12 protein-coding genes and 9 pseudogenes are annotated in these 19,158 nt (G+C 53.9%); 7 read left to right on the top strand and 14 right to left on the bottom strand.

Features of this window, described 5'->3' with window-relative positions:
* Window positions 1–999 precede the first annotated feature (999 nt).
* Window positions 1,000–2,277, top strand: a complete 1,278-nt coding sequence (locus GRS80_RS13100) for an orc1/cdc6 family replication initiation protein (protein WP_160047957.1) — start codon at window positions 1,000–1,002, stop codon at window positions 2,275–2,277.
* Window positions 2,278–2,466: 189 nt separating this feature from the next.
* Here the strand turns inward: GRS80_RS13100 and GRS80_RS13105 are convergent.
* Both GRS80_RS13105 and GRS80_RS13110 read right to left on the bottom strand, forming a co-directional pair.
* Window positions 2,467–2,861: pseudogene (locus tag GRS80_RS13105) on the bottom strand (DUF5821 family protein); the annotation flags it as partial.
* Between the two features lie 74 nt (window positions 2,862–2,935).
* Entirely contained in the window at window positions 2,936–4,051 is a 1,116-nt protein-coding gene (locus tag GRS80_RS13110) for a site-specific integrase (protein WP_160047958.1), read from the bottom strand.
* Between the two features lie 815 nt (window positions 4,052–4,866).
* On the opposite strand from GRS80_RS13110, the gene GRS80_RS13115 reads away from it, so the two are divergent.
* The gene (locus tag GRS80_RS13115) at window positions 4,867–5,568 is read left to right on the top strand and encodes a hypothetical protein (protein WP_235019742.1); all 702 of its coding nucleotides are present in this window, start codon (window positions 4,867–4,869) and stop codon (window positions 5,566–5,568) included.
* Here GRS80_RS13115 and GRS80_RS13120 read toward each other — a convergent pair.
* The 3 genes and pseudogenes from GRS80_RS13120 to GRS80_RS13130 all read right to left on the bottom strand — a co-directional run.
* Window positions 5,549–5,872 (bottom strand): annotated as a pseudogene (locus tag GRS80_RS13120) (ISH6 family transposase); the annotation flags it as partial. The gene GRS80_RS13115 and the pseudogene GRS80_RS13120 sit on opposite strands and share 20 nt — an antisense overlap.
* Window positions 5,873–6,084: 212 nt before the next feature.
* Window positions 6,085–6,902 (bottom strand): annotated as a pseudogene (locus tag GRS80_RS13125) (IS5 family transposase).
* Window positions 6,903–6,971: 69 nt separating this feature from the next.
* Window positions 6,972–7,850, bottom strand: a complete 879-nt coding sequence (locus tag GRS80_RS13130; protein ID WP_160047959.1) for a transposase — start codon at window positions 7,848–7,850, stop codon at window positions 6,972–6,974.
* A gap of 34 nt (window positions 7,851–7,884) precedes the next feature.
* Between GRS80_RS13130 and GRS80_RS13135 the strand changes: the two genes are divergently transcribed.
* Window positions 7,885–9,030 carry an ISH3 family transposase gene (locus GRS80_RS13135; protein ID WP_343161570.1) on the top strand — a complete coding sequence of 382 codons (1,146 nt, stop codon included), beginning with the start codon at window positions 7,885–7,887 and terminating at the stop codon, window positions 9,028–9,030.
* Window positions 9,031–9,208: 178 nt separating this feature from the next.
* Window positions 9,209–9,472, top strand: a pseudogene (locus tag GRS80_RS13140) (IS1595 family transposase); the annotation flags it as partial.
* Between the two features lie 82 nt (window positions 9,473–9,554).
* Here the strand turns inward: GRS80_RS13140 and GRS80_RS13145 are convergent.
* Complete coding sequence (locus tag GRS80_RS13145; protein ID WP_160047960.1) at window positions 9,555–10,190, bottom strand: IS6 family transposase; 636 nt, start codon at window positions 10,188–10,190, stop codon at window positions 9,555–9,557.
* Between the two features lie 102 nt (window positions 10,191–10,292).
* Here GRS80_RS13145 and GRS80_RS13150 point away from each other — a divergent pair, with 102 nt between their 5' ends.
* A complete protein-coding gene (locus GRS80_RS13150) occupies window positions 10,293–11,285 on the top strand; it encodes an LLM class flavin-dependent oxidoreductase (RefSeq protein ID WP_160047961.1) in 993 nt (330 codons plus the stop codon).
* A 38-nt stretch (window positions 11,286–11,323) separates the two neighbouring features.
* Here the strand turns inward: GRS80_RS13150 and GRS80_RS13155 are convergent.
* From GRS80_RS13155 to GRS80_RS13175, 6 genes and pseudogenes are all read right to left on the bottom strand, one after another.
* Window positions 11,324–11,497: pseudogene (locus GRS80_RS13155) on the bottom strand (integrase core domain-containing protein); the annotation flags it as partial.
* 215 nt (window positions 11,498–11,712) lie between these two features.
* Complete coding sequence (locus tag GRS80_RS13160) at window positions 11,713–12,318, bottom strand: IS4 family transposase (RefSeq protein ID WP_343161571.1); 606 nt, start codon at window positions 12,316–12,318, stop codon at window positions 11,713–11,715.
* Window positions 12,281–13,108, bottom strand: a complete 828-nt coding sequence (locus GRS80_RS13165; RefSeq protein WP_343161572.1) for an IS5 family transposase — start codon at window positions 13,106–13,108, stop codon at window positions 12,281–12,283. The genes GRS80_RS13160 and GRS80_RS13165 overlap by 38 nt, the downstream gene beginning before the upstream one ends.
* An 81-nt stretch (window positions 13,109–13,189) precedes the next feature.
* A pseudogene (locus GRS80_RS13170) lies at window positions 13,190–13,786 on the bottom strand (IS4 family transposase); the annotation flags it as partial.
* A gap of 131 nt (window positions 13,787–13,917) precedes the next feature.
* Window positions 13,918–14,078 (bottom strand): annotated as a pseudogene (locus GRS80_RS20765) (IS110 family transposase); the annotation flags it as partial.
* A gap of 251 nt (window positions 14,079–14,329) precedes the next feature.
* Window positions 14,330–14,701 (bottom strand): RidA family protein, encoded by a 372-nt coding sequence (locus tag GRS80_RS13175; RefSeq protein ID WP_160047962.1) that lies wholly within the window; start codon window positions 14,699–14,701, stop codon window positions 14,330–14,332.
* 910 nt (window positions 14,702–15,611) lie between these two features.
* On the opposite strand from GRS80_RS13175, the gene GRS80_RS13185 reads away from it, so the two are divergent.
* Both GRS80_RS13185 and GRS80_RS20770 read left to right on the top strand, forming a co-directional pair.
* Entirely contained in the window at window positions 15,612–16,289 is a 678-nt protein-coding gene (locus GRS80_RS13185) for a winged helix-turn-helix domain-containing protein (RefSeq protein WP_200840391.1), read from the top strand.
* 511 nt (window positions 16,290–16,800) lie between these two features.
* A pseudogene (locus GRS80_RS20770) lies at window positions 16,801–16,926 on the top strand (ParA family protein); the annotation flags it as partial.
* A 676-nt stretch (window positions 16,927–17,602) separates the two neighbouring features.
* Here GRS80_RS20770 and GRS80_RS13200 read toward each other — a convergent pair.
* Both GRS80_RS13200 and GRS80_RS13205 read right to left on the bottom strand, forming a co-directional pair.
* Window positions 17,603–18,754 carry a hypothetical protein gene (locus tag GRS80_RS13200; RefSeq protein ID WP_160047964.1) on the bottom strand — a complete coding sequence of 384 codons (1,152 nt, stop codon included), beginning with the start codon at window positions 18,752–18,754 and terminating at the stop codon, window positions 17,603–17,605.
* A 39-nt stretch (window positions 18,755–18,793) separates the two neighbouring features.
* Window positions 18,794–19,036 (bottom strand): annotated as a pseudogene (locus tag GRS80_RS13205) (IS66 family transposase); the annotation flags it as partial.
* Between the last annotated feature and the right edge of the window lie 122 nt (window positions 19,037–19,158).

Genomic DNA, 19,158 nt, shown 5'->3' on the forward strand with positions numbered 1-19,158 from the left:
GTGTACACATTCTCTACCGGATTCTCACATTCCTAGTTACTGACGATTCTAGCTCGACGTCTCTGGATGCCCCGATCTGCTAAACTAGAACGGATGCTCCCAATGATGAAGGAACATACGACTCCACACACCCCTCGTCCAGAGTGAAAACCGTGCGAGAGAGGTAGGCAATCTCCACGCGAAACGGAGGTGTACGAGTGTGTCTGAAGAAGAAAACTACAGAGATAGACGCTAACACGCAAAGAGACAAGGAAGACAAAACAACTACCGAAAGCGGCGGTTCATGATTGCCCGGACGAATGCCGTATTCGTCCTCCTATTGTGTTGAATGCACTTGGGGGACAGTTAGGCGGGATGAATAATAAAGCTTCTAGATAAAACTAAATAGAGTGATAGGTTAGATCTGGAATGTAAGTTGCACCATCTTTGTATTCCATAGGGAAATCGACCTTCTGTCCTGTGGTTCTCGTCCTTATCTCGCCGTATGGTTTCTTCACATCTCTCGAGACAGTCGCAGCATTACACTCTGGACGAGGGGTGTCTGCCACACGTCAGACCCTTCTTCCGGATTGAAATGTGGTGAATAATGAATTTTGATTCCTTCCTTGAGTGGAGTTACACTCTGGACGAGGGGTGTGTCCTTGAGCCTCCGAAGTCCCGGGACAGCCGAGTGCTATTCACTCTGGACGAGGGGTGTGTCCTTGAGCCTCCGAAGTCCCGGGACAGCCGAGTGCTATTCACTCTGGACGAGGGGTGTGGATCCGTTCGATCTAGGCGTTTACACTCTTGATAAGGGGTATCGATTCGTTCGAACAGCGTCCTCACGATGGCCGTTTTCACTCGGGATTAGCTCGATATTTTGGGTGGGTGACACTCGTCATACAAACCATTAGAAGACGGTCATAGACTGATTTACACTCTGGGTGAGGTGTCCAAATTTACACTCTGGGTGAGGTGGCCAAATTATTAAGTACCCTGCCTACGCGGTATCTTGTATTGATGGCTGAGGACCCGTCGCAACTTTCCGATTTCAACGAACGATACGAAGATCCGTCCAAGGATCCGCTGTTCGATATCGATGAGGACGATCCCGAGCGGGCCAACATCTTCGCCCGGAAGGAACTGCTGAAGGTAGGTCACGTCCCCGAAAGCGCCCGAATTGTCGGTCGCGATGAGGAGATTAAGGATGTGGCCGCCGAACTCAGACCGATTGTCCAAGGCGATCCGCCAAACAACGCAATGATCTATGGTAAGACGGGCACAGGCAAATCGCTAGTTGCTCGCCACGTCACTGAACGAGCTCGCCGAGCAGCGGAATCGAATGGAGTGTCTGTCGGCACGGTCTACGTCGACTGTGCGCAACACAACACACAGACGCGTGTCGCTAGGACGGTAACGCGTACACTCAACGAGACAGAGGATACCGACTTCGATGTTCCACGAGCAGGGATTGGTAGCGGTGAATACTATGACTATCTCTGGGAAATTCTAGATACTGCTTACGAGTCAGTTATCATTATCCTCGACGAAATCGACCGACTCGAGGACGATGATATCCTCATGCAGCTCTCGCGTGCCCGAGAGTCGGGGAAGGCGGACTGCCACTTAGGCGTCATCGCGGTGAGCAACAAAATCAAGTACCGGGACCAGTTGAATGAGCGCGTCAAGTCCAGTCTTCGCGAGGAGGAGTTCGTTTTCCAGCCGTACAACGCGAACCAGCTCCGAGAAATCATGAAACACCGTCGAGACGCGTTCCATGACGGTGTCCTCTCTGGTGACGTAATTCCGCTGACTGCAGCATTAGCCGCGCAGGAACACGGAGACGCCAGAAAAGCCATCGAGATACTCCGTCATGCCGGTGAACTTGCTGAACGAGAAAACACTGACATGGTCGTTGAGGATCACGTTCGTGATGCCCAAGAGTGGGCGGAGATCGACCGGTTTGAGGAACTCCTTCGAGGGTCGACGACCCAGGTCAAATTCATCCTCTATTCGCTCGCGTTGTTAACCGAAGAGAACCCGAATGAGGATGCCTTCTCGACCAGTCGGATCTACCAGCGCTATCAGGAAACGGTTGGGAAAGTTGATGCGAAGATCCTCAGCGAACACCGTGTCTATGAGCTGCTGAAAGAGCAGGCATTCCTCGGTGTCGTTGAATCAACCCGGACTGGCGGTGGCCGGGGTGAAGGAAGCTATCTGGAGCATCGGCTGGTTCAGGATACTGGAATTGTACTGAAATCCGTCCTTCGCGATAGTCGGCTGGAAGATTTGGCGTAACTCTCTGTTTCCGTCGAACCACACCCCTGATCACGAGTGTATCCAACGACATTTCTGGAAAGCTGACAACCTTCTCTCTCATGCGTTTGCCCTTCTTTTAGGTGAGAACGACAGGGGCAGTAATCTCCTGAAAGTGCGTATCGACCCGCGCACCCCGTATACCGGATGGAGCTGGCCACAGCTTCAGTGCTAGCCGAGAAGACTCTGTGCGACCGTCGCGAGCTGGCTGTTGTTAACCTCGTTGAGCCGCTCATTGTCGATCCGTAACCGCAAGCGCGGTCGCCCAACGTCGATCGGAACCTTCTCAGTGTCGATCAGACCCATGTCCTCGAGTGAGGTCTTCGTCCGCGTGAACGTCGCCTTGGAGGCAATTCCCACATCTTCGCCCCACCTGCTGATGTCGTAGAGAAGCGCTTCGTTCTTGACAGCCACGAGCAGCGAGATGGTGACTTCGTCGAGCCCGTCGCCGTCGCCGCGGGCGGTCTCGAGCGAGTTGAGGATCCGGTGAAGTCCTCCTCGGCGTCGGGGCTGATCTCTTCGGAGAGCGTCTCGCGGACGTTCGTGATCGGCGGCGTCCGGAGGTTGTCAACATCGAGTAATTCCGCGCTCTTCGCTGTACTGCACGCTGACTCTATGAATGATTTGTAGCCTGAATAGATCACTCGTTCTCGAAGACCTCAGCTGTCTCCTCGGCCAGTTCGCTGGCCTCGATATGGGCGTACATCTGTGACGTGGTCCGCGGGTCGGCGTGTCGGAGCACTCGCTGTGCTGCGGCCGCGCCGTGCTCGCGATAGATGGCTTCACCGACGCCACGCCGTGCCCCGTGCGGTTTGAGGTAGTCGCCGTCGACGTCGATCTCGGCGGCTTCGCACAGCCGTTTCAGGACAGAGCGGCCACCGTTCGTCGAGAGTGACGGCGGGACCACGCCGTGTTGCCGCTGTAACTCGAGGGGTTCACCCTCCGACGCGTCCGCTTCCTTCGGGAGGTTGCTATATAACGAAGGCGCGTGACTCGAGACGAATACCGGCCATTCGGAAGACACCGGCTCGAGGGCTTTTTCGAGCCGCTCAAGCGGTCGATGTGCCTGCGGCGGGAGTTGGGCTTCCTCGCATTGCTGGTTCTTCCCTAGGACGATTAGCTGGTTGTTCTCGAGGTCGACATCTTTCCACCGGAGTCCGTTCCGTCGGTCGTCTCGAGGATCGCTTAAGACTTCGCCGCCTCGAACTCCGGAGTAGGCGAGGACGTACACAAGTGCACGATCGCGTAGTTCCTCGAGTGCATCGAAGCCCTTCTCGTCGATGGCCTCGTGAGCTCGGCGATCGGCGTACCGAACCAGGGTCTTCCGATCTTCGGGAGACCAGAACTGCTGGTCGCCGCTCTTTTTCTTCGGCCGCGGCGGCAATTCATCGAGCGCGATTCCTTTCTGTGCTGGATTCTCCTCGAGATAGTCCCAGCGAACACAGTAGGAGAGGAACGCCGAGACGTAGTCGTAGTACGTCCACGCCGTCGCGGCCGAGATTCCGCCGTCGACCTCGCGGCTCTTCCCGGCGTCAACGCGATGGGCGAGGTACTGTGCGTAACTCGCCATATTGCGTTTGCCGACGTTCTCGACAGTAACGACGCCGCGTTTCTCGAGCCGTTGTCGCCACTGGGTGAGTACGCGCTCTAAGGCGTCGCGGTAGTTTCCCGATTTGTTGCCGGACTCGAGAAAGTCGTCGATGACTGTTGTGAGGGCATTTTCCCTGGAATTAGCCCCGGAATCAGTGGTGTCCATCTGGTCGGATGACCGTACAGTGTGGACCCACATAAATTCACTGTGCATTACTGGACTAACGCATAGTGGATTTCCAAAACGCTAATTCCTACGATATCAGCGTTCTGGGGTGCATTATCCTTCTAATACGAATTCCATAAACTTCATATGGCGATATAGAATTCGACGTCCTGATGATGGCTATGTGGAATATAATTGCTTGTATCATAATGGTCCTTAACGCTTCAGGATGCACGAGTTATTGATCGAAGGATTTCCGGAAGAGGTGGGTGAACTGTTCACGCCACGCTCTTATGGAATATAGTGAAAAGACTCCATCTGGCGGCTGGTCGATCCCCTCGTGAAGCTGGAACTCGAGGACGACCCGGACTACAAGCCGTTCGTCTCGGCCGACCAGTTCCTGACCGAGGCCAAGAAGTTCTTCGGGCTGGATCCGCCCGACTGACGTCCTGTTCCTCTGTGTTTGTTGATTCGGTAGTGGCGACGCTGACCTGAACCGCTGTTTTTCGACTCGACTGTCTCGCCATCGTGATCACGACCCGTACCGTGACCGGTCTGTGGTTCTATTCGGCGGCGGTTGTCGACTAGAGAAGTGCCAGTTTTAGCGATTATATCGTAACTGCCCATCTTCTACGACGTCGCTCCACCACAAGTTCGGGATGTGAATTTCTACAAACCACTAGCTTGCTGATAGCTTGAGAGAGCAGCGACGGCTGTCGCTGCGACCGACAGGACTTATCGACGCTTCTGGACCACTCATTTCGACGACTAATATGAGGCGTTGATGGATCTCCATCCTCATAGCCGGGACTACAATGACAACCGAACTGACACCGATGGTGGACGACGACGCTCCCGCGCTGGCGGGAGCGATCGTCTACCACGCCAAGACGGTCTGTGAGACTACTGATCACCTCTGGCAAGTCCTCGGTGATGTCTCAATTCCGACGGACGGCCTGACTGACACCCGCCAGCAGCACAAGGTCACGTTCGATACCGAGTCGATGGCACGGGTCTACATCTACCGGACGATCTACGACCTCGCTTTGGGCGAGGTCGTAGATCGCCTTGAGAACCGTCTAGCACTGCTGAAGCAACTGGGCTTGAGCAAGGTGCCGACTCAGCAGAACCTCTCATACGCGTGGAGCCAATTCAGCAATCAGACCAAGATCACGCTTGAAGCCGCCGCAAAGGGAATAGCTTTCGAAGCACGCGACCAAGGCGTCATCTCCGACGCGCTGATTCCCATCGACTTGGACAGAGATGACGCCGACGACGGTGAGAGCGACTCATCAGTGTCTCGCGCACATGTGCGCGAGCACGGCAGCAAAGTCGTCGAACTCGCTCGCCGACACGGCTTCGCCGAGTTCGACTCCGATAGGGCTGACAACAGGGTCTACGAGGACGAACAGATCCTTGATCTGTTCTCCAACGCGTGTCTCACACAGGGAAGTGCTCACTCGGTCGTTCAACTTCTTGGTCGCGTCGCAAAGCGGTCTAGAGTTTGCCCCTGGTAGACTCAACTGAGAGGTCACTGCTCATTGCTGTTTTGGTCGTTCGTTGGAGCAATTCGTCGAAGAACGATCGGTAGTGCTCTGGATTAGCGTACTTCACGAGCCGAAGCTGGAGCAACGCCTCCAATCCCTCCGCTGTCCATCTCTTCCACTGGTTCTTGCAACGCGTACTGACCTCGCCCATCAGCCGTTCGACGGGGTTCGAGGTCCACGGCACCTCGAACCCCTCAATGGCCTGCTCAGCGAACGTCACAATCGACGGTAACCACCGCCGAAGATATCCCGCAGCCTTCTTTGATCCGAACTTGCCTTGTTGAACGCAAGACGGCGTCGGAGTGGGGTCGATCACTCACAGTTTTACGGCGTCAGAGACCGGTTTTTGGAGTCAGAAGATGCAGTAGCTGTCGCTAGCGGTGTTCGTCGAAGGGTAAGAATTATGGTATCTTTCTCCATTGTTCCAGTGACGACGGCGATGCCTCTCCCGGATACGTCCAGAGAAGAGGGAGCAGGCGGCGAGCCCTAACTCGCTGCCTGCGTTAGGTTATGCACGATGCACTTGCGAGTCAGCTCCCGGAACTGGCCGTGCCAGCTCCGGGAGCGAAGCTTCTCGCCGTCGTCTTCCTTCAACTGTGAGAAGCCCGTTTCACTCATCCACCGCTGATTGTAGTCATCATCGTCCATCCGGGCGTTGTGCGCCTTCTGCAACGGTGTCTGCTCCCTATGCTTGATCAACGGTCGCGTTGACTCGGAGCGGCACTCCTTACGGAGGTCGCTCCACGAGTAGTTTGCGTCAGCGGACAACACACGCAGGTCTTCCGCGTTCCGGCGGAAGACCTGCATCCCGATATGGCCGTCCCACGCCTTCTGCGTCGTGTAATGAACGTCCTTGATTCCAGCGAGTTCACGTCGATCAAGATCGTTGTCTTCATTGACTGGAACGAGTAGTTCGCGCGATCGCGGTAGTGGTAACTGGTTTGATCGCGCTGAAAACCACTCGCGTCAATCGCGGCTTCACCACTCCAGCCCGCCTGCTCCGCGCTTCGGCGGAGCAGGCGGCGGAGTTCACGCATTCGGTACTGTTGTTCCCACCGACAGAGCGAGCTGTAGTGCGGTGCCTCGTCAAGGTCAAACGTGGCGAGGACACCGGGCATCTCGTTGAGGTCGTCCTCGGTCTCACGGAGACCCTTCTCCAGTTCAACGCGGAACAGAATCAACGCGATCTGTACCCACTCGGCGTACCCGTCCGCGCCGTCCGGCGCGGCGGGTACGTCGGGATCGTCAACGTGCTGTTTAGCAAGATTTCGACACATCCACGCTAGCCGTCTGAGCGATGCCATATCGCCAGACAGCGTCCATTTCCCGGTTAATCTGGCGGAATATTACAGTGAGACCGTTTGAGACTGTCGTTACTCGGCGGCAAAACAAGGCATCTTCTGAGTGAAGATCACTTGGCTTTCACAATCAACCGCTGCCTGCCCGTTGTAGCCCTGAACCCAGCCAGTTCGAGTTTTGAGCGTTTGACTTTCTGTATCCGTGAGATTCGCCTTCTTCTCCTCAGGAAGCTCAACCTCCTCCGGAGGTTTGGGCTTCCGTCCCCGTTTCTTCTGGCCAGCTACTTTCTCCGCCTGTTTGCGCTGACGAATCTTCTCGGCTTGCTCGTCTTTGAGCCGTTGTTCTTCGGCCTCGAGTTGCGCGTGTGCTTCGCGTAACGTTTCGAGGCGGTGTTCGCGCTTCCGGAGTTCCTCCGGAAGCTCATCACCTCGGTTCTCTGGGCCGTATTCGTCATCTTCCTCGGCATCGATAGCTGCTGCCTCGTCGAGGATGTCTTGAATCTCTCCCTTGATCTGTTCACGCGTACGATTGCGCGAGATGGAGGCGTCGCTCTGGACGCGTTGACCGTCCAGGGCGACTTCCCCGAGCTCGGCTAATCCGGAGACGAGACAGAGTTGGAGAATCTCAGTGAATAGGTGTTCAAACCCTTCACGGTGGTCTTTGCGAAAATCGCTGATCGTCCGGAAATTTGGTTGTTGGTTCGCTGCAAGGTAGCGGAAGGCGATGTCGCGTTCGAGAAGCCGATCAAGTTTCCGAGAGCTGCGAATTCCGTTCGCATAGCCGAAGACGAGGACTTTGAGCAACATCGCCGGATGATAGGCAGGATGGCCGCGGCCATCCTGCCGATACTTGGCGTAAAAGGGGTCAAGACGGCTATTTCCGTCGAGATAGTCAGTGGTGTCCGAGACGAATTGCTCGAGGCTGTCCTCTTCGACCCAATCACAGTCGACCACATCGGGTTAGAGTGAGTGTCTGCTTGGAGAAGGTGTGCAACCAACACAAGCAGACAGCGAGATAGAAGAAGAGCACCTGCTTAATTTTGTCGTTAACAGCCTCAACGAGGAGCTTTCGTTGGATACCGGAGAGAACGTAGAGGTCACGACGGAGAAGCTGTACGAGGTCCTCGCCGGCGCCAGCGCCGGCGAGACCTCGATCAATCACGTCTGCGAGACGACCGATGACTCGCCCCACGCCAATACCGTCTGTGGACATCTTACCGATCAGTTCGACCTTGACACCGTTGAGGCGGTCGGGAACACGCTCCTTCAACAGGATGTCCTTGAGACGCTTCCGGATCGACCGGTGGAGGTCGTCGCTGACCTCCACCTCGATCCCTACTACGGTGAGGAGGACGAGACGGAGGCCCTGTACTTCTCCCAGGCGAAACGAGGAACCACCGCCTTTCACGCCTACGTCACGCTTTACGCGCGGGTGCACAACAAGCGATATACGCTGGCGGTTCGCCAGCTGGTCGCTGGCGAAACCACCAGCGATGCCCTCGGTGAGTTCCTCGAACTCCTTGATGGCCTTGACCTGCGCGTCAAGGCCGTCTACCTTGACCGCGGATTCTACAACAGCACTTGTCTCGAACTGCTGTACGCGCACAACTACGCCTACGTCATGCCAATCGGCAAGTGGGGCGAGACGATTCAAGACGAACTCAACAGAGGCTGGTGTCGCGTGATCGAACACGAACTCGCTGGACGGGTAACATTCCCTGTGTTCATCGACTGTGTCTACCAGCGAGGACGATACGACGAACACGGGGTGGCGCGTCACGGCTACGCCGCTGACGCGCCGTTCATCGACACACCACGGAACGCACGAGAACACTATAGCAAGCGCTTCGGAATCGAGTCAAGCTACCGGTTAGCCAACCAGAGCCTCGCTCTCACCAGTTCTCGAGACGTCGGGCTTCGGTTGTTGCTGTTTGTCGTGAGTCTGTTGCTGCAGAACGTCTGGCGATATCTCCACTGGATGTACGTGGCGGCGCCTCGCCGTGGGGGGCGCCGCCTCTGGGAGTGGTCGTTCAAGGAGTTCTGTGAGATGGTAGTTCGTGCTGCCTGGACAGCCCTCGGTGTGCGAAGAGCTGTCCCAGTGAATCAACCACTCGACGACCGGTTCTTCCGGTAGCTGTCCCTGAATTGGGGCGGCGGTCGTGAGTGGCGACACTGTCGCGTCGGCGGCGATCCGCCGCCGACAGCGACCGACCGACGCCAGAGCTCACCGTCACTATCGTTCCGAAGGCTATCCAGGCATCGAAGACGTGGAGTCAGTGCCTACTGGAGGAGATCGTGAGTCTCCCGATGTGATCGACTGATTCTACGTCACTGCGAGGCTGAAAGGCCGCGAGCGCGACCTGGAATCGCGCTTGCGTGGACTCTCGAAACGTGGACGAGGAAGCTACGCTGAAGACAAACCACCAGTGTTCACACTCGTGGATCGAGGCTGTGATCAGCGATACGTCGTGCCAGCGAAATCCGCTGAGGAATCGACGGTGCGACTCCTGCTCGGCGACCGCGAGAAGGAGTTGCTTACCGTCTACACCGACGGATTTCGAGCATGTGATCCGCTTAGAATTCGTCGATTCCAACCGGGTCAACGAAATCAATGGCTGGCGTATCCGGTATTGGCAATGCCCCTTCGTCAGGTCATGTTTAGTTTGTCTCATTGTGCCAGCGGGCGAAGGCTTGAAGCCACGAATTAGCTGTCTCTGGATCGACGTGACTGAACGAGTTTGAGAACGAAGACGTTCGTCGTTTCACCTCTCTATAGACACGTTCGACGCTGTTGCGATCTCCGTGGCGTTCATACCGAAATTCGAGGCCGCGACGGTGGAGTGCGGCATTCAGCCAGGTGGCTGAATCGATCAGAAAGATAGCGTCTTCGACATCATGTTTCTCCATGAGCTCCGCAAGAAACATCTCGGTGAGAGCGGTTGTTCGGGCCGAATACAGCCGAACGTGCAAGAATCGGCTGATCGCCGGATCGGCCGCTGCGTACAGCCAGTATTGTTGCCCATCGATCCAAACCACGGTTTCGTCGAGTGCGACTTGCTTCGGACTGGCACCGTCTTTCGGCGCAAGATCCGCCTTGTGAACCCAGTTATGGACCACCTTTCGACTCCGTTCGACACCATGTTTCTCGAGTTCTCGAACGGTATTCGAAAGTGATAATCCGCCCAGGTGGAGGCGAATACCGAGCGCCATCAGCTCTCGCGGTGTCCGTTCTCGCTGCACAAACACCAAGTCGATCCATCCGCTAGCTCCTCTGAGGCTGGCAGTTTTCGGCATAGGCACCAAAACTGCCACCGCCTCACTACTTCATACTCAAACTAAACACCGCCCTTCGTCAGCGACCAACCTTTATTTGTCCTTGACCTCAATGCATCATCAATGGAGTTTCATTACAACGTGTATGGAGCGTTCCGATCTCCACAAAAAGATATAGAACTCGCTAAGTCAGCTGCTGAAGCTGGATTCAGTGGTATCTGGATTGGAGAACACTTCTTGCCGTGGATAGAATCTCGGCCACATGCCCATCATGCCTTCACTTGGCTAAGCACGGTACTAGCCGAAGTACCGGAAGTAAGCGTCGGGACGTCAGTTTGCTGTCCTGCGTACAGATTTGAGCCACCTGTATTGGCACAAGCACTCGCAACAATAGAGCAGCTTCATCCCGGCAGATTCAACCTTGGGATTGGAACCGGAGAGGCTATTAACGAGGCTCATTTCATAGATGAGGATTGGCCCTCTTGGCGTGAGCGTGCAGATCGAGTCGTTGAATGCCTTGACCTTATTCAAACCCTCTGGACAGAGGAAAATTATATCAATTATGACGGAGATTTCTTTTCGTACGATGACATCAAAGTGTGTACAGAGTCTCAAGCTGACATCGACCTACATTGGGCGGCGTGGGGGCCTCTCTCATCGAAGTATGCAGGCCAATATGCAGGGAATTTGATTACCCCGGCCGGTCCAAATCATATTGTAGAGACAGTTAAACCTCAATTTAAGAAAGGACTGAAATCTGGAAAGTACAATACCGAAGAGGCAACGATGACAGTCGAAATGAAAGCAAATTATGGGGATGTGGATGAGCTAGTTGCAGAGGTGCATGAACGGGGTGAATTCGTTCCAGCAGCAGATGAACTTGACAATCCGGATCCGCGCTCAGTTCAGCAAGTAGCTAACGAGAGACTCGACGAGTTGTCTGATGAAGAAGTTGCTGACGAAACGAATATCAGCGACGATTCCGAATACTTCATCGAAAAGATAAAAGCGTACGAAGAGATCGGTGTAGATCGGATCATTATCGGTTCGACCGTCGGTGATCCAAAGAATACGATCGACATGTTCGACCAAGAAGTCTTCCCGATGTTCCAATGATTACCGCTTTGCGATCACGTCAATCTCAGTGGCACTGTCTAGTTGAGTACCTCCTCGGCCGGCGTTCTACCATTGAGCGCTTGATTCGGTCGATCGTGGTTGTAGTGGTGTCTGAACCGTCTGAGCCAGCGGCGAGCGCTGGCTGGACTGCCCCGCCAGAAGTTGTGAAAGCGGTCAATTCGCATTGAAACGGTCTGAAACCACTTTTCGACCTGTCCTATTTCGCCTTGATAAGGCTACCGAGAGAGCAACAACCTCAAAGACGGTGACCTAACAGGTTACGAAGTGGTCGACGAGGAACGAACCTGCTGAAGGCGCAGTCAATCAGCCACAATCGCCTGGCATCAGTATCAACAGCATGGAATTTTGGCGGTTTGGAGAGTGCCGCCGCTCTTGCGGCGGCGCTCTCATGGAGTCTCCGAGTGACTCATCCGTAGGCTCGACGCGACTGATTCCACCGTGTTCGGATCAGACGGATCGCTTCCGGCACGCCACCCCGCAGTGGGTGGCAATGCCGGAACCACTCGACCAGCACGTAGCCAATCAACGTACAGAACAACTCGAACAAGACGCCGTTCGCCGATTGTGAGTGAAAGTTCTCGATGTTCGTATACTGTTTCAACTCCCGAAACAGGATCTCAACGAGTGTCCGAAGCGTGTAGATGTTCATCACGTCCACAGGATTATAATCCTCAGGAGATAGCGTCGTCAGATACGCTATCTCTTCTCCATCCACGTCCTCGAACATGATTTGGCGAAACGTTTTGTCGGTCTCGGCGAGTTCAATTAACTCGTCACGTACGTGGCGGGTTCCTGCTTCGTCAGTGATGTCGATGTCCTGGATTCGTTCCAGGACATCGACCCGAGAGTCAGACTGCAACAAACACACGAAGTCCTCTTCGCGCTCTTTCAACGCACAGAAGCGATCATAGTCGAGATAGCCACGATCGAACACGCGAATTGGACCGTGGTGAATCGCCATACGGCGGTTGATTTTACTGTTTGACAGCGCGCTTGATGTTGTAGACGACACACATCAGGACAATTTCACGGAACTCTCGATACCAGGATCGCGCACGCACGGCGTTGCCGAGCGTGCGCTTGATCACTGAGAAGACGGTCTCAGACAGTGCTCTCTGGCCGTAGAGAGCCTCATCGATCCGCGCGTTATGCGCGTGATCGATGGGGCGGAACTCACGATGTTTGATCAGGGGTCTTACGTCCTCTTCCCGCAGTTTCTCACGTAATCGTTGCCAATCGTAACCTTTGTCTGCAGCGAGGCTGCGCAACTCGCCCGCATTGCGGCGGGCGAGTTGCCAGCCGAGGTGGGTGTCGTGACGTTTCTCGGTCGTACAGTGAACGTCGAGAACAGCTTGCGTTGCGGTGTCAACGAGGGCAGTTACTTTGAGTGTCTGGACGCGGTAATTCATCCGACGGCAGTAGTGCTTGCTTGCGTTTTCACGGTCGAAAAACGTCGCGTCCATCGCCGCTCGACCAGCTGGCTCGTGCAGCTGCGACGATAGTCGCAGCAGCACTCGCCAGACGGCGATCTTGATCCTGTCAAACGCCTTCACTAGCGTCGAGTGGTGCGGGAGATCGGCCACGCTGAGGCCGATCTCCGCCAGTATTTGTGGCATCTCGCTCAGCAAATCAAGCGACTCGCGGTAGGATTTCTCTAGGTAAACCCGGAGACAGTGCAGCGAGACGATGGCGTAGTCGGCGAAGCCGCCACCGCCCTGCGGGGCGGCGGCTTCGCCTCGGCCACCAACAGCACTTTTAGCCAACGCCACGACCTTCCCAGTGAAGCGGGAAATTTTGGATATGAAGCATCCGCCGTTTCCCGCTTCAACTCCCTAGTTCTGACGGATCAAGTCGGCGCAGTCTAGCGATTCACCAGAGCCGCGAATTGGGGAGTCGAGGTCTGCGAAGACCTCGACGTCGTCCTGAAGATGGTCAAATTGTGTCGGTTCGCGTGTCTCGCCTGCTGTAACGGACACGCCAAGAGGCTGCTTGGCGTGTCCGTCCACGCGTGCGGCCAGGTTGAATTTGAGACCGCGGTCACCTGGCCTGATCTCGTCAACGATTTCGCCATTCTTCAATTCACTCGGGACAGCGACTGACCTGATGAGTGCGAGATTTGTTCCGTCGAGAGCGGCGACTACCCGATCAAGCCATTCGAGTCGTCTCCGCTGGACGCTGCGTTGGTGATACAACTGAGGTGAGTGAAGCAACTCGAAGAAGACACGAACGACCGCGCGGTAGTCACGGTCGTTCGTATGCCGAGAAAAGGTCGAGGCAGCCATCTCATCCATCTGTGTATGCGTCGCGGTCTTTGCAGCGAGTTCAGCGAGTGAGTCGGACGGGTTGATGCCCTCGAAAATACCGACTCTGAGATGGTTTGCGAAATCGTGCGTGTTGGTGTAGGTGCCAATTCCGAACTGATCGGTGATGAACTCGCTGTCGACTGCGTCGAGCAGCGAGTAGAAGTCGCTCGCTATCGTGGGTGGCTGTTCCCGGTTTCGGCTAAGATTCTGTTTCGGAAGTGACTGTGTCTGATGTTGAATTGGTTTCTCCATCTCGATGAATTTGACGATCCGAGGCCAGATTTAAGTACCTGGAATGGGACAGTTTTCGACGTGGTTTCGATCGCTGCTTTCGAGCCAGCATATTGCTGAGCGAAGTCGTCGAGGTTCGCGTTTGTGACGCGAACCTCTTCGACGACGTCACCATCTTCGTCCAGCACAGCGATGTACGAGTCAACCGTTTATGAACATCAATTCCGAGGTAGTACATAGCTTCCTCTGAGATGGTAATGTATGGAGGGAGCTAGATCTATTCAAGGTCGTTGCCCGACTGCTGGCGCAGTCGAGTTGGGCCTCATGATGGCGCTTCCTTGGCATCTCGGCTAATCAGTGCCACGCGCTTTCCGCGCTGTCTAGTTGTCAGCCTTTGCCACCCCATTCGTTCATCCGTACGTAGGGGCTTAGCAGGCTTTCATCCCATCAGTTCCTATTTATCTAATATTAAGAATTCATGTATGGTGGCTACCGCTTTGCAATTGCATCAATTTCAATTTTCCCATCAAACACCAGATCCGTAACAACCGTTGTTCTGGCTGGATACGGCTCAGAGAGGGCGTTCTTATATGCCTCATCAAAATCATCCATGGAATCTGCATTCGTAAGGTAGGCATTTATTTTTACGATATCGCTTAGTTCCAAGTCACATTCCGAAAGTACTGTTTGGATATTCTTGAACGTCATTGCGACCTGTTGATCAAGGCCATCACTCACTAGTTCCTCAGTTTCTGGATGAAATCCAGCACTTCCAGATAGGAACACGTAGTCATCGCAAATGACAGCTTGAGGAAGGGGTCTTTTGGATTGATACGCATTGGATGTTTCAATAATCTCCATGGGGTACATCTTGACTACGCTAAAGTAAATAATTACCGGATATTGTCTGAGCTAATCATTATATTCGAATTCCCTCTTCAATTAACCTCAATCAATTTGTTATTAACATAATCAGAAACTGATTATGCTTCCCGGTGCTTTTCCGGTTAGTTCTCTATTTCGGACCACAAAGTCACCATTGATGAGTACATAGTGGATTCCTTTAGGATGCTGCTTTGGTCGGTTATATGTCGCTTCGTTAGGCTCTGTCTAGATAAGGGAAACCGCGAGACGTGAAGACGATGAGGTTACGGTAGAGACTATGAAAAATCCATCTAGAGCCTGATACAAAGATACAGTGTTCTGCAAGCGGCGGAATTCGGCTGCTTCAGCACACTTCTCTTGAAGAGTGACGATCACATTTTTCAGTACTAGCTATGTCACAGCCGCTAAAACGCCCTTCTACGGCAGAAGATCTTAACTAGACAGTGCCCTTCGTTACTAATTGTTTCAGGATCAAACACTACAAGGTCAGCGTCTATCCCAGGACGAATAAGACCTTTTGAATCTAAACCAATAATGCTGGCTAGATAAGCAGTCATTTTTCTAATAGGCTCCTCAATTGTGAAAAGATTTTCTTTACAACATATTATCCCAAAATATGTGTATATGTTCCATACGTGTGTAGATGAGGCTTTCCTCCAAAAAGCCGATCGGTGCCGATGGCCACGCGTTCATTTCTCATAACATTTAAATATCATATTTGTTCATATTTTTCTGATTGGATTATTATATAATTTCTTCTCAATTAGAAGGTCACAAATTACATTTACTAAATCTTTACCTTCCATTCTAGAAATTTCACCAACAGTGCCACTGTCTATAGGGATTAGCAGTTAGATTCGTATCCACAGAGCGCGTAGTAGAGGGGGTGAGCAATATAGGCGACAAGTTAGCTGGAGTCGATCCGAAGCAGTTGCGCCAGCAACTGCGCACGGAGACCAATCCGAAGGCGATCAAGCGACTTACCACTGAGCTGATGTATGCAGAAGGAATGTCGCCGTACGAGATTGAGCGAGTACCCGGCTTTCCTGCACAGACGGTCTACGATTGGCTGGGTGTAGTCGGCGAGCGCGACCTGAACGCGCTCGGCGATGTCCCTCGTCCTCCTAACGTAGCGAAACTCACACCTGATCAATGGGAATGCCTGACGGCGGTGCTGAACGCACCGCCGACAGAGGAAGGATACGACGCTCCAGCGTGGACGCCTGAACTCGTTCACCGCTACATCACCGACACGTTCGACGTTGAGTACTCACTCGCACATATGTACAGAGTACTGGCGCGGGCCGGGCTGTCCAAGCAGACAGCCCAGCCACGCCACTACAAGGCAGATCCCGTCAAACAGCAGCAATTCCGGGATGATTTGAAAAAAGTGGCCGACGCTGAAGGACGCAGGATACCGTATCGTCGTCATCGACCAACACAGCGAAGCAGTCGCAACCGTCAAGAGACCGGGATGGTATCCGGTCAATTCTCGCCCAAGAGTGTCCGTTTTCGGAGGCCGAAAGCGAGTAAATCTTCTCGGCGCGGTCACCGACGATGGTGACCGCTTCGTCTGTCTCACGCCAGATCGCTTCACAGCGGAGGTTTCGAAGTATTTCCTTCGCGCACTCCAGTACGAGTTCGGGGAGAAACTGGTCGTCATTCTGGACAACGCGCCGTACTTCATGAAGCAGGCCGCTGCTGACGGCCTGCTTCTTGAGTACCTGCCAGCGCACTCACCAGAGCTGAACCCGTTAGAGCCCTGCTGGGAACAACTCAGACAAGGTCGTGCGAATCGGCTGTTCCTGACCGTAAGGGATGTTGAACAGTACTTGAAAACCGCCTTGAAGAACCTTAACCCGCCAGAACTCTATGAATTTCTTTGCTAATCCCAATATACCAAGATTACGGCACACGCTCGCGGTGAGCCGACGCAGGCCGATCGGTCGCTGTCCCCTATTCGGCCCGGAAGCAATCGACTTTGAACACGCGACCGAGACTGACGACCATACACGACTCTCCAAACGGGGTGATCGATGCGAACGAACAGCTGACGCCACGCAGAAAATTTCCAACGAACGTCACTTTCACGATCACTGCAATACAACCAGCTGTTGCAGCACTATGACCCAGAGAACGACCAGATTGCGTGCTACGAGGAACTTGGTGAACTTGTCTCGAATGGAGGAATTGATCGATGACAAATCCATTCGTCGACCATTGGTATTCGGTTGAAACTGCCAGTAATATTCGTAGGTGGATCGAAGACTTTTACTGTCCATTGGCGACCCCAAATTGGGCCATTTAAACCACCAGATCAGCACCTGAGGATTAACGATACGGTGCTTACGGCCTTAACCGAACACGAACGATTTGACGATCTCAAAACCGAGGACGATATTGACGAAACGGACAACAGGCCTACGACAAAGGTAACTGAGATAGAAACTTAAATATATTTTGACTTTACGTCCAACAATAACGAGATATGTGTTTATGAAATGGGATTGAATAGGATATCACTTTCAATATGCCAGAACTCTCAAATACTATTGTACGAGCGTGACGAAACATGGAAGGGTTTTATATGTCTTAAGATCATAGTAATACTGGAACTCCGATGTACGGAACTCGCGACAAAGAGACCCGCGAGATTCACGACACGTTACGGGAAATCGCAATCGGCTATATCGACGAACTTCCAGAGCGGGTCGCAGAGAAACTTCGCGAAACATAATCTATCTATCATACTTGTCAGGTATATTGGCCCTGATATCCTTGCTCTGCGTCTGCTGATCGAACCCTTCTATTCAGAAATTCTCTCACACTTTAACTGACGGCTGCCGATTGTTCAATGACCGGCGATTGTTATGTATGTCAGACGGCGTCGGCCGCGGTCCCGATCCATTCGAGATTCTTGTCTGGAACCAGCCCGTAATTGTAGAAGGAGACTTGCGGGATTCCCTCGTCGTCGAGCGCCCCGACGATGTCGAGAAGCGTGTCCTCATCGTATACGTGGGGATGTGCCGGCAGGACGCCCGCGTGAAGTTCAGCGTCAGTGAGATGTTTCGCCGTTTTCACGGGTTTGACCGTTTCGGCTGCATCAGATCCGTAAGCGAGGACCTTATAATAATCCAAGTCGTCTGCAAGCAAATTGAGGTCAAGTCCCTGCCGCCAGGACGCCTCGACGTCGAACATCCCGATGTATGCGCCTAGATCCGTATTCGCTGCCACCCCTGCAAGGTCGCCATACAGTTCCTTAAGCGTGAGACATCGCTGTCGCGCGTACTCGAACACAGCGGGATGTTCGACAAGCCAGTCGCCGGTAGCGAGATCATGGGGGATTTGTGAGGTCGCGAGCGCGTCGACGGCGTTGATTACGGTGTCCTGCACGTGCGAAACGTCTATCCCCGTAGAACTGGCGATATCCCTGCAGGCGTCACAGAAGCAGAGCCCGAACAGGAACTCGCCGAGGGCGCCTAGTCGTATGTGGAACTTGTCGTGATGCCATCCGGACCCGCGGCCGTGAAAGTAATCGAACGTCTCCAGTTCGATTCGGTTGAACGACGCTCGCGAGTCGAGATCACGGACGAGATTTACGAGGTACTCCTGAACCGCTGGCTGCGAGGGACAGAGGCCGAACACGAGTGAATCTCCGTGCGGTGATCGGAGTGTCAGGTCGGGGTTATTTGCGCCTAAGCGTGAATTGTGACATCCAACCGTCCAGGAGTTCAGATCGATCGGAGTTCCCCTAAATCCGTCGTCGATCTCTGCTACCCAGTCGTTGTCGCCCATCGTCTCGTTTACCACGGGTTTCAGACGGCCGTAACCGCCATCGGGCTGGAAGTACGCACTTGCTCGACTGAAGAACGTGCGTCGTTCGGGGTTGTGTGGGTTGAACGTCTGAACACTATGATAGTTCGTTGCCAAGTTCAGTTCCGAGATACCAAGATTGAACACTCGGTCGCCGACCGAATCGACACCCTCATCGATCACGTCCCACGGATACGCCCAGATGCCGAAGTCCATAACACTTATTCAGCGGTCGAATATTAAAATAGTATGTGTTTATCCCGAAGTCTCGACAGCCGGCTTAGCGTGAGTCTGTGAGATTATCTCATTGCTGCTGACGACTCGGCGAAGTTCTTCGTAAGGATTGCGTCTCTGCTGGCGCCACGTCGCCAGCAGGGACAAGATCGCCTCGTGAACGAACATGCCTCGATCGTTCCGGAGTGTTCCGATGATTTTCCGGAGAACGATTGGTTCACGAAGTGCGTTCTCAGCTGCATTGTTCGTCGGGGAGACCGCTGGCCATCCGTCTTTAGCTTAGAGAAGAACCGCAGTGCAGCAGTAGCCTATCGAGTCTTCTTTTCGAGAGGAATGAGGAGGCAATAGCTGTGTCCAACAGCCCCTCCTCATCTCGGATTATGCGT

Origin of the sequence: Natrialba sp. INN-245 (assembly GCF_009807105.1) — an archaeon.
GTDB classification, from domain to species: domain Archaea; phylum Halobacteriota; class Halobacteria; order Halobacteriales; family Natrialbaceae; genus Natrarchaeobius; species Natrarchaeobius swarupiae.

Excerpts from the sequence above, each read along its gene's own strand:
- GRS80_RS13145 (WP_160047960.1), bottom strand. The coding sequence starts at position 10,190 with ATGCCGAAAACTGCCAGCCTCAGAGGAGCTAGCGGATGGATCGACTTG.
- GRS80_RS13100 (WP_160047957.1), top strand. The coding sequence starts at position 1,000 with ATGGCTGAGGACCCGTCGCAACTTTCCGATTTCAACGAACGATACGAA.
- GRS80_RS13200 (WP_160047964.1), bottom strand. The coding sequence starts at position 18,754 with ATGGACTTCGGCATCTGGGCGTATCCGTGGGACGTGATCGATGAGGGT.
- GRS80_RS13150 (WP_160047961.1), top strand. The coding sequence starts at position 10,293 with ATGGAGTTTCATTACAACGTGTATGGAGCGTTCCGATCTCCACAAAAA.
- GRS80_RS13110 (WP_160047958.1), bottom strand. The coding sequence starts at position 4,051 with ATGGACACCACTGATTCCGGGGCTAATTCCAGGGAAAATGCCCTCACA.
- GRS80_RS13175 (WP_160047962.1), bottom strand. The coding sequence starts at position 14,701 with ATGGAGATTATTGAAACATCCAATGCGTATCAATCCAAAAGACCCCTT.
- GRS80_RS13115 (WP_235019742.1), top strand. The coding sequence starts at position 4,867 with ATGACAACCGAACTGACACCGATGGTGGACGACGACGCTCCCGCGCTG.